Here is a 9,509-nt window from a genome sequence, read left to right on the forward strand (position 1 = left end):
CTCCTACAGGGACCGCGCAGTTTTCGAATCCTGCGCGGTCCCTGTAGGAGCGGCCTTGTGTCGCGATGGGCTGCAAAGCAGCCCCGACTGACTCAAAGGCGATTTTTCCACCTGCATCCCACCGATTGATCTACCTATTTTTCTGCACTCATTTCTCACCACAGAGACCCACAAATGAGTGTTTTCACCGCCTACTTTTGCGGTACCGGTTCCCACCGCTTCGACGACGCCAACCCCAACTTCTGGAATGGCGAGCTGGTCTCGACCCTGGCCAGCAATGACCAGGGCCGCGAGTTTGCACACTGGATAGCCGTTGACGGCCCCGGCAGCGGCAACCTTCAGGACGACAACCTTTTCGTCGAGCCTGGCGGTTACTTCAACTGGACCGGCCAGTTGTTCGGTCGCGGCTGGGAAGAGAACGTCAACCATGTGCTGCAGGTGATAAAAGGCGAGAGCAACTGGCAGCGCACCAAATTGAGCGAAGAAGAATACGAGCGACTGAAGAGCGCCGGCGTACCTATTCCGGATGCGTCCTCCACGGCTTCGTGGTTCTGGCGCACCTATGACTACGGTGACAGACACCCGACTCCACAGGAGCTGCAGGAGCGCATCATCAAGCTGTTCCGCAAGTCGCGCTTGCCGACCCAGGTGAATCTGGTGGGCTGGAGCAGGGGAGGGATCAGCTGCCACATGCTGGCCAACGCAATGGTGCAGGACCCAGTATTGCGCCGGATACCGGTGAACATCTTTGCCATCGACCCGGTGCCAGGGATCGGCAATGTGCAAGCCGAGCGCGTGACATTGGCCGATAACGTCAAGGAGTATGTCGGCTTCTATTCGCGGGACGAGCGCTCCAAAGGTTTTGCCTGCGTGATTCCTTCCGTCGCGAAGGCGACGCGAATCTGCGTCTACCCGATGCCAGGCCGGCATGCCACGCTGGTGGGCAATGCCTCGGCGGATGGTGCGGGCAAGGGCAAGGTGCTGGCAGAGCCGGGACTGATCGTCCGACATTTTGCCGAAGTCTGCCTGACCCGCTGGGGCGTGCAGCTAGACAAGCGGCTGACCTTGGGCGATAGCCAGTTGATGGAGTATCACCAGCTCATGGCGGCGGCTGACAAGCAGTATCAGGCCATGCGCAGTAAGTCCTACACCGTACTCACCGAAGGTGAAAAGAACGATCGGCTGGTGCATTGCGGCGAAGCGCGTACGTACTTCAGCAAGGTGCAGGGCGACGACTACGATCCGAGCGCCGGCCTGGCTTTACAGCGTTGGGATGCTGCGACTTACAAGTCCATCTGTTAGCACTTGCGTGCGGCCGGATCAGCGGCACATTTTTTTGTATTGCCCCTCTATCCAGCCGCCCCCTCTTGGATTGAAAATGGCGCCGCGGGCCAGCCCCGATAACAACAACCTTCCCTCCGTGCCATCATGTCCGAATACAACCCTTGCCTTGACTGCGGCGCCTGCTGCGGGTACTTCCGTGTGTCCTTTTTCTGGGGCGAATGCCAGTCTGCCGGGGGCCTAGTGCCGGATGACCTGGTGGTGCAGATCAACCCCACGCGCGTTGCCATGATCGGCACCGATGCCAAGCCTTGCCGCTGTGTCAGCCTGCAGGGCGAAATCGGCCGGGAGGTGGCTTGCACCATCTACGCCAACCGTTCCAGCCCCTGCCGCGAGTTCGAGGCGTCGTGGGTGGGTGGGGTGCATAACCCCAGCTGCGACGATGCACGTGCCGCGTATGGCCTGCCACCGCTGACCCCGCCGGGGGCCAACGAGCCGCATTGGCCGGATGATGGGGCTGAGGTGGCCTGAACGTATTTCGTTAGCCTCTACCGGCCCTTTCGCGGGTGAACCCGCTCCCACAGGGATCGCGCCGCGCTCAAGGCTGGTGCAATGCCTGTAGATGCCACTGGCACAAAACTTCTCTCAAGGCTGGTGCAGTACCTGTGGGAGCGGGTTCACCCGCGAAAGGGCCATTAGCTGCAAGAAGATTGCGGACCTGAAACCAAATGCTTCTGGTTTCTTGGGATTGGGGGTTAACCTGCGAAATTGGCTAAGACACTGGTCAATGACAATGGTAGTGGGATTGAACCGCGGAGATTGAGTAATGGCCCGATCTGCCTGGCGGGCTGGCCAGTAGCGACTGACAGATGCATGCCGAAAGGTTTGTGGTGGTTTTGAGATCGAGCGCCGCGCGGGCGGCACTCGATTTCCGCACCACCACCCACCCCACATGAAGTTAAACTGTCATCTCCCCAGCAATGGACAGGAGATCCGGCGTGACCCCACCCCGCAGTTTCCCCAGTGACCTCTGCCTCGACAGCCCGCGTCTGCAATTGCGCCCCATGCGCCATGCCGATGCCGCGCAGTGGCTGGCTATCATGGCCGACCCCGAGGTCATGCGTTATTGGCACCATGCCCCCTGGCAAGACCTTGCCGAAGCCGAAAGCGCCCTGGCTGCCGACCGCGAAGCCTATGCCAATGGCGACCAGCTCAAGCTTGGCATGTACCGCCGTGACAACGGCGAACTGATCGGTATGGTCCAGCTGTTCAACATCGACGATGTATCCCGCCGTGGTGAAATCGGCTACTGCCTGGCCAGCGCGGTGCAGGGCAGAGGCTACATGGACGAAGCACTGACCTGCTTCATCGACTACCTCGCCCATACCCTGCACATGCGCCGCCTGGAAGGCGAGATCGATCCGCGTAACCAAGGTTCGGCACGTACTCTGGAGCGCCAGGGCTTCGTGCTTGAGGGCACATTGCGTGCACGCTGGTGCGTTGCCGGCGAGTTGTCCGATTCGGGTATATATGGCCTTCTGCTAGAGCCCCCGGTTGCCTAGGAAGTAAATCTCTTGCCCGTTTTCTACCTGAGTTTCAGCTTGCTGCTGTACCTGCTCGCACTGTTCTTCGATGGCGCGCTAATGAGTGGCGACCGGCACATGCCCGCCCTTCAGATGCTGTTGTACGGGCCCTGGGGCATGCCCTTCGGTTTGTACCAGTGGTTTGCCAACCCGCTGCTGGCCCTGGCGGTCCTTGCCCATCGGCGCTTTCGCCGGATGGCATTGCTGGTCGGGCTTGTGGCTGTGTATCTGGCGGCCAGCAGCTTTGGAATTGACCGCCTGCCAGACAATCAGAGCTATGAGTTTCATGACCTGGCCGGTTTCGGTGCCGGTTTCTACCTGTGGCTGGCGGCGATGGTGGTGTTTTGCGTGGGCCAGGCCTGGCATTGCTGGAGGGCACGCAATACCGACGACATGCCGGGCTGGAGCTGGCTGGATGTGGTGTTGATCGCGGCGCTTGGCCTGGCGCTGTATGCGGCGACGCAGATGCCGTCGCTGCGCTTCGAGCCGGGCAAGGTGCTGATGCCGCCGGAACAGCCGCAGGCGCTGTGATACCCACAAGGAGGGGTTGATGACCAAGCATTACCTGACGGGCCTGGCATTGGCCTGTGTGCTGCCGCTGGCCTTGGCGGATGATTTCACGCCGGGATACGGGCAGTGTATGGACAAGGCGTCCAGTACCGTGGCCATGAGCGAGTGCATTCGGGCCGAGACGCAGTTGCAGGACCAGCGATTGAACCGGGTGTACAAGCAATTGATGGGCAAGCTGGATGCCGGGCAGCAGAAGAGCCTGCGTGATGTGCAGCGCAAGTGGCTTGCCTACCGCGATGGCAATTGCCGGTTCCATGTGCAGGCCAGTGGCGGGACCATGGCGCAGCTGGAAGGGGGGAGCTGTGTGATGGGCATGACCCGCGACCGGGCGGCGGAGCTGGAACGGGTGCTCAGCCCTGGGCAGTGAGGTTGTCTGTACTGGCCCTATCGCCGGCAAGCCAGCTCCCACAGGGAACGCATGCCCTGTCAGGCAGTGCAATACCTGTGGGAGCCGACTTGCCGGCGATGGGGCGCGAAGCGGCCCCGTTTTTACTTGCGCGGTTCGCGTAGCGCCCGGGCCTTGAGGTACTCGCGCACTTCAACGGCATCCCCGGCAAATTCGATACGTTCAGCCTTGGCTGCGCGCTGGTAGGCATACATCGGGTCGTAATACTCGCTCAGCAAGCTTTCGATGAAGACACGGTGCAACTCCACCGAACCACTGCGCTGCTGTTCTTCCAGCGCCTGGCGCAGGATTTCCGACAGCCGCTGATGGCGCTCGCCGCCGAGGCGCTTGTGAATCCTGCCCATGCTCTGCAGAAGCGTTTCGGCAAACAGTCGAAGGCCATCTTCTTCACCATGCAGGCTGACGAACTCGGCGCTCAGGTCGATCACGTAGTCGCGCAGGATACGCTCCACGCGGTTGGCCAAACTGTCTTCCAGCCACACCAGTGGGTATTGCTGCATGCCCTGGTACAACTCCAGCGGTACGGTGCAGCTGCCCACGATTCGGCCTTCGTCTTCCAGCACGAACTGCTCGATACCCCGGGCGCGTTTTTTCAACACGTCTATGGCCAACCTGTTCTCGAAGTCGATCTGCGCTGGCTGTGCGGTGGCGCGCTTGCCAAAGCTGGAACCTCGATGGTTGGCGTAGCCCTCCAGGTCCAGCTCGTTGTCCAGCAGGTGCAGCACGTCGGTCTTGCCGGTGCCGGTCAAGCCGCCCACGAGCACGAAATCACATTGCGCGACCGCCTGTTGAGTAGTCTCCAGCAGGAAGTGGCGCATGGCCTTGTAGCCGCCCTCGACGAGGGGGTAGTGGATGCCCTTCTCATCGCGCAGCACTTTCTGCACAAGATGCGAGCGCAGGCCGCCACGGAAGCAGTACAGGTAGCCTTCCGGGTGATCTTCGGCGAACTTTGCCCAGGCCTCCAGACGTGCCTGCTTGATCTCACCGCTGACCAGCTTGTGGCCCAGAACGATGGCTTCAGCCTGGCCTTTCTGCTTGTAGCAAGTGCCGACCTTTTGCCGCTCCTGGTCATTCATCAGCGGCAGGTTTACGGCACCGGGGAAGGCGCCCTTGGCAAATTCGACAGGTGCACGCATGTCCATCATCGGCACATCGTCGAGGAACAACTGGCGGAAGTCGGTGCAGTCGGGGCGCATCAGATCACCTCGACCGCGTGGCTCTGTCGCTCGACCAGCTTGCCGATTGGTGCCAGCTGCAGGCCCAGTTCGGCGGCCACCTTCAGGAACTCGGCTTCACCTTCCGGGGTAACCGCCACCAGCAGGCCGCCGCTGGTCTGCGGGTCGCACAGCAGGTGCTTCTGGTCGTCGCTCAGGGCGCCAATCTTGTGGCCGTAGCTGTCGAAGTTGCGCAGGGTACCGCCGGGGATGCAGCCCTCGGCCAGGTAGTGGTCGACGCTGGGCAGGCGCGGGACGGCTGCATAGTCCAGGTGAGCGGTAAGGCCACTGCCTTCGGCCAGTTCCACCAGGTGGCCCAACAGGCCGAAACCGGTGACGTCGGTCATGGCCTTGACCCCGTCAAGCTTGCCGAAGCGGCTGCCGGGGGTATTGAGGGTGCACATCCAGTCGCGGGCCAGGCCCTGGTCCTGGGTGCGCAGCTTGGCCTTTTTCTCGGCGGTGGTGAGGATACCGATACCCAGTGGCTTGGTCAGGTACAGGCGGCAGCCTGCGCTGGCGGTGTCGTTGCGCTTTAGGTGGCGCTTGCTGACCACGCCGGTGACGGCCAGGCCGAAGATCGGCTCGGGGGCGTCGATGGAGTGGCCGCCGGCCAGCGGGATGCCGGCTTCGGCGCATACCGCGCGGCCACCGCGGATCACTTCGCGGGCCACTTCCGGGGGCAGCACGTTGACCGGCCAGCCGAGGATGGCAATGGCCATCAGCGGGTCGCCGCCCATGGCGTAGATGTCGCTGATGGCGTTGGTGGCGGCGATGCGGCCGAAGTCGTACGGGTCATCGACAATCGGCATGAAGAAGTCGGTGGTCGAGACCACGCCGCGCTCGTCATCCAGCGCGTACACGGCGGCGTCGTCGCGCGAGGCGTTGCCCACCCACAGTTTCGGGTCCAGGGCCTGGGTGCCGCTTTCAGCGAGGATCACATCCAGCACCTTGGGGGATATCTTGCAGCCACAGCCGGCACCATGGCTGTACTGGGTCAGGCGAATCGGCTCGCTCATGTGCACCTCAGGGGGTCAATTTGATGCGCGATTGTAGCAAAGCTGGCCTTTGCGCCTGCGCCTCTTATAATTCCCGTCGTCGGCGCATAGGCCGACCTTTCCCCGCTATTGAACCGGAGAACACCCATGCTCAAACGCCCTCTGGCGCTCGCCGCCGGCCTCGTGCTGTCTTGCTGTGCCGTTGTCGCCCAGGCTGCCGACACCCTGCGGGTCAGCGCCATCCCTGACGAAGCACCGACCGAACTGCAGCGCAAGTTCAAGCCTTTGGGCGAGTACCTGGCCAAACAGCTGGGCATGGAGGTGAAGTTCGTGCCCGTGGCCGATTACCCGGCGGTAGTCGAGTCGCTGGCTTCAAACCGCCTGGACCTGGCCTGGCTGGGGGGCTTCACCTTCGTACAGGTGCACCTGAAGGATCCTGCCGCCACGCCGCTGGTGCAGCGTGAACAGGATGCGCAGTTCACTTCCAAGTTCATTACCGCCAACCCCGATGTGAAGAGCCTGGCCGATCTCAAGGGCAAGTCGTTTGCCTTCGGTTCCATCTCGTCCACCTCGGGCAGCCTGATGCCGCGTTACTTCATGCTCAAGCAGGAAAACATCAAGCCCGAAGACTACTTCGGCCGCGTTGCCTACTCCGGCGCCCACGATGCCACCGTGGCCTGGGTACAGGCTGGCAAGGTCGATGGCGGCGTGCTCAACGCCAGCGTGTGGCAAAAGCTGGTGGATGCGGGCAAGGTCGATACCGCCAAGGTGAAGGTGTTCGCCACCACCCCGACCTACTTCGACTACAACTGGACCGTGCGCGGCAACATGGACCCGGCGCTGAAAGAGAAGATCAAGAAAGCCTTCCTCGACCTCGACCCGTCCAACCCGGAGCACAAGGCGATCCTCGACCTGCAGGCGGCCAGCCGCTTCATCGAGACCAAACCTGAGAATTACGTGGGCACCGAGCAGGCTGCGCGCGAGGCCGGCCTGCTCAAGTGACATCGACAGTGGCTTCCAACGTGGCTATCCAACTGCACGGGGCCGGGCTGCGCCATGGCCAGGTGCGTGCGCTTGATGCCGTGAGCCTGAGCATCGGTCAGGGCGAGCGTGTCGCCATCATCGGGCCTTCGGGGGCGGGCAAGTCCAGCTTGCTGCACCTGATGGCGACCGCCGTCCAACCCAGCAGCGGGCGCCTGGAACTGCTCGGCGAACAGCCCTGGGCGCTGTCCGCCAGGGCCCGCCAGCGTCTGCGTGCGCGGGTCGGCCTGGTGCACCAGGCACCACCCTTGCCACCGCGCCAGCGGGTAGTGACGGCGGTGCTGGCCGGCCGACTGGGGCAGTGGGGGGTGCTGCGCGGCCTGCTCAACCTGCTGTACCCCAGTGATGTGCCGGGGGCGCGCCAAGCCCTGGCCGAGCTGGGCTTGGCGGACAAGCTGTTCGTGCAGTGCGGGCAGTTGTCCGGTGGCCAGTTGCAGCGGGTGGGTATTGCCCGGGCGCTGTACCAGCGGCCGCAGGTGTTGCTGACCGACGAGCCGGTGTCGGCCATGGACCCGGTGCTGGCTGACCACAGCCTGGCCGTGCTCAACCGCCATGCACAGGCCAATGGCGTGACCCTGGTGGCGAGCCTGCATGCCGTGGACCTGGCGCTGGCGCATTTCCCGCGGGTGATTGGTATCCGCGAAGGGCAGGTGGCGTTCGACTGCCCGGCGCAAGCGGTGACCGAGCAGTTGCTGGATGCGCTGTACGCCAACGAACAACTGGCCTCACCGCCAAGCCAGGGGCCGACGTTGACCGTGCAGATTCCGAGATGCTGAAGCTTGATGCCCGCGACCCGGCGCTGCTGCCACGGTTGCTGCTGGCTCTGCTGGCGGTGGCGGTGCTATGGCCTGGCATCCGCTTGAGCGAACTGAACCCCGAGGTACTGCTGCAGGCAGAGAACCGCCAGCAGATCGCCAGTTTCACCAGTGCCTTCTGGCCACCGGCACACGATGCCGGTTTCCTGTCGCTGCTGTATGAAGCCACCCTGCAGACCCTGGCCGTGGCCACGGCCGGCATGGCGCTGGCGTTGCTGCTGGCGGTCCCTGCCGGGTTGCTGGCAAGCCGCGCCCTGTCGCTGCGCGCCGCCTCCCGTGGGGGCCGGGCCGGCTTGTGGTCGCGCCTGCTGCGCCTGCCGGTGCGCTGGTTGCTGATATTCCTGCGCAGCGTGCCGGAAATCGTCTGGGCGTTGCTGTTCGTGCGGGCCGTGGGGCTGGGGCCGACGGCGGGCGTACTGGCCATTGCCATCACCTACAGTGGCATGCTCGGCAAGGTCTACGCCGAGATCTTCGAGTCGGTCGACCAGCGCCCGGCCCATGCCTTGCTGCAGGCGGGTAGTGGCCGCCTGGCTGCGTTTCTCTACGGCATATTGCCAAGTGCGGTGTCCGAAGTGGTGTCCTACACCGTGTACCGCTGGGAGTGCGCGGTACGTGCCTCGGTGGTGATGGGCTTTGTCGGTGCTGGCGGGCTGGGGCAGCAGATCGACCTGTCGATGCGGATGTTCGCTGGGGCGGAAGTGGCCAGCATGCTGCTGACGTTCCTGGTCCTGGTGATGCTGGCAGACTTGCTCAGCCGCTTCCTGCGCTGGAGGCTGGCATGAACCGGGTCATCAATTTGCTGGTGCTAGGCGCCATCGTGGCTGCGGTGATGGCTTCGTTCGCATACCTGGAGCTGGACTTGCAGGCGCTGGTCGGCAACGGCGGGCTGGGGCAGATGGGCGAATATGCCGGGCGTTTCCTGCACCCGGACTTGTCTGCGGGGCAACTGCGCGCGGTTGCGCACGGGGCGCTGGAGACCCTGGCCATGTCGGGTCTTGGCACCTTGTTGGCCATGCTGCTGGGCATGCTGTTGGCGCTGCCGGCCGCTGGCCGGTTCGGTTGGCCGCTGCAGGCCTGTGCGCGGTTGTTGCTGAATGCCCTGCGGGCCATCCCGGAACTGGTGTGGGCCGCGCTGACGGTGCTGGCGGCCGGGCTTGGGCCGAATGCCGGTACCCTGGCCTTGGCGCTGCATACCGCTGGCGTGCTGGGGCGGCTGTTTGCCGAGGCGCTTGAGAATGCACCGCCGGAGCCGGCGGCGGCCATCCGCTTGCAGGGTGGTAGCCAGGTGGCGGCATTCTGCTTTGGCACGTTGCCCAATCTGTGGCCGCAGTTGCTGGCTTATAGCCTGTATCGGTGGGAGAACAATATCCGCATGGCCAGCGTGCTGGGGTTTGTCGGTGCGGGTGGGTTGGGGCAGATGCTGTACACCACCTTGAGCCTGTTCCAGGAGGCCCAAGCCAGTACCGTGATCATCGGGATGCTGGTACTGGTCTTACTGGTGGATGCATTGAGTGATGTGTTGCGTCAGCGCTATGTGCGGGCCAGGAATAAATCCCGGGGGGGGAAGAAGACCCCCCGAGAGGTAAAGGGCCCCCCACATAGGG

At 63.5% G+C, this 9,509-nt stretch carries 10 protein-coding genes and 1 pseudogene; 9 read left to right on the plus strand and 2 right to left on the minus strand.

All coding sequences use genetic code 11. The annotated features are described in order from the left end of the window. Positions 1-174 precede the first annotated feature (174 nt). The 5 genes from IRZ77_RS26330 to IRZ77_RS26350 all read left to right on the plus strand — a co-directional run bounded on the left by IRZ77_RS26330 (position 175) and on the right by IRZ77_RS26350 (position 3,801). Positions 175-1,302, plus strand: a complete 1,128-nt coding sequence (locus tag IRZ77_RS26330) for a PH domain-containing protein (RefSeq protein WP_196174621.1) — start codon at positions 175-177, stop codon at positions 1,300-1,302. A 126-nt stretch (positions 1,303-1,428) separates the two neighbouring features. Further along, entirely contained in the window at positions 1,429-1,812 is a 384-nt protein-coding gene (locus tag IRZ77_RS26335; protein WP_046616073.1) for a YkgJ family cysteine cluster protein, read from the plus strand. Positions 1,813-2,279: 467 nt separating this feature from the next. After that, positions 2,280-2,843 carry a GNAT family N-acetyltransferase gene (locus IRZ77_RS26340; protein WP_012270565.1) on the plus strand — a complete coding sequence of 188 codons (564 nt, stop codon included), beginning with the start codon at positions 2,280-2,282 and terminating at the stop codon, positions 2,841-2,843. A 12-nt stretch (positions 2,844-2,855) separates the two neighbouring features. Next, on the plus strand, positions 2,856-3,395 hold the full coding sequence (locus tag IRZ77_RS26345; protein ID WP_196174622.1) for a hypothetical protein: 540 nt from the start codon (positions 2,856-2,858) through the stop codon (positions 3,393-3,395). Positions 3,396-3,414: 19 nt separating this feature from the next. Next, positions 3,415-3,801 (plus strand): lysozyme inhibitor LprI family protein, encoded by a 387-nt coding sequence (locus tag IRZ77_RS26350; RefSeq protein ID WP_046615826.1) that lies wholly within the window; start codon positions 3,415-3,417, stop codon positions 3,799-3,801. A 122-nt stretch (positions 3,802-3,923) separates the two neighbouring features. Here the strand turns inward: IRZ77_RS26350 and mnmH are convergent, their stop codons facing one another. Beyond that, positions 3,924-5,036, minus strand: a complete 1,113-nt coding sequence (mnmH, locus tag IRZ77_RS26355) for a tRNA 2-selenouridine(34) synthase MnmH (protein ID WP_046615825.1) — start codon at positions 5,034-5,036, stop codon at positions 3,924-3,926. Further along, on the minus strand, positions 5,036-6,070 hold the full coding sequence (selD, locus tag IRZ77_RS26360; RefSeq protein ID WP_046615824.1) for a selenide, water dikinase SelD: 1,035 nt from the start codon (positions 6,068-6,070) through the stop codon (positions 5,036-5,038). Before selD ends, mnmH begins: the two co-directional genes overlap by 1 nt. 126 nt (positions 6,071-6,196) lie before the next feature. Between selD and IRZ77_RS26365 the strand changes: the two genes are divergently transcribed. The 4 genes and pseudogenes from IRZ77_RS26365 to phnE all read left to right on the plus strand — a co-directional run. Continuing rightward, entirely contained in the window at positions 6,197-7,051 is an 855-nt protein-coding gene (locus IRZ77_RS26365; RefSeq protein WP_196174623.1) for a putative selenate ABC transporter substrate-binding protein, read from the plus strand. Between the two features lie 20 nt (positions 7,052-7,071). Beyond that, positions 7,072-7,866: an ATP-binding cassette domain-containing protein gene (locus IRZ77_RS26370; RefSeq protein ID WP_196174624.1), complete on the plus strand. Its 795-nt coding sequence runs from the start codon at positions 7,072-7,074 to the stop codon at positions 7,864-7,866. After that, a complete protein-coding gene (locus IRZ77_RS26375) occupies positions 7,860-8,687 on the plus strand; it encodes a PhnE/PtxC family ABC transporter permease (protein WP_046615822.1) in 828 nt (275 codons plus the stop codon). The genes IRZ77_RS26370 and IRZ77_RS26375 overlap by 7 nt, the downstream gene beginning before the upstream one ends. After that, positions 8,684-9,448: pseudogene (gene phnE / locus IRZ77_RS26380) on the plus strand (phosphonate ABC transporter, permease protein PhnE); the annotation flags it as partial. The gene IRZ77_RS26375 and the pseudogene phnE, both read left to right, overlap by 4 nt. Between the last annotated feature and the right edge of the window lie 61 nt (positions 9,449-9,509).

Source organism: Pseudomonas pudica, assembly GCF_015680405.1.
In the GTDB taxonomy this organism is placed as follows: Bacteria; Pseudomonadota; Gammaproteobacteria; order Pseudomonadales; family Pseudomonadaceae; genus Aquipseudomonas; species Aquipseudomonas pudica.

Coding starts and splice junctions, on each gene's coding strand:
- selD (WP_046615824.1), bottom strand. CDS start 6,070: ATGAGCGAGCCGATTCGCCTGACCCAGTACAGCCATGGTGCCGGCTGT.
- mnmH (WP_046615825.1), bottom strand. CDS start 5,036: ATGCGCCCCGACTGCACCGACTTCCGCCAGTTGTTCCTCGACGATGTG.
- IRZ77_RS26375 (WP_046615822.1), top strand. CDS start 7,860: ATGCTGAAGCTTGATGCCCGCGACCCGGCGCTGCTGCCACGGTTGCTG.
- IRZ77_RS26335 (WP_046616073.1), top strand. CDS start 1,429: ATGTCCGAATACAACCCTTGCCTTGACTGCGGCGCCTGCTGCGGGTAC.
- IRZ77_RS26350 (WP_046615826.1), top strand. CDS start 3,415: ATGACCAAGCATTACCTGACGGGCCTGGCATTGGCCTGTGTGCTGCCG.
- IRZ77_RS26330 (WP_196174621.1), top strand. CDS start 175: ATGAGTGTTTTCACCGCCTACTTTTGCGGTACCGGTTCCCACCGCTTC.
- IRZ77_RS26365 (WP_196174623.1), top strand. CDS start 6,197: ATGCTCAAACGCCCTCTGGCGCTCGCCGCCGGCCTCGTGCTGTCTTGC.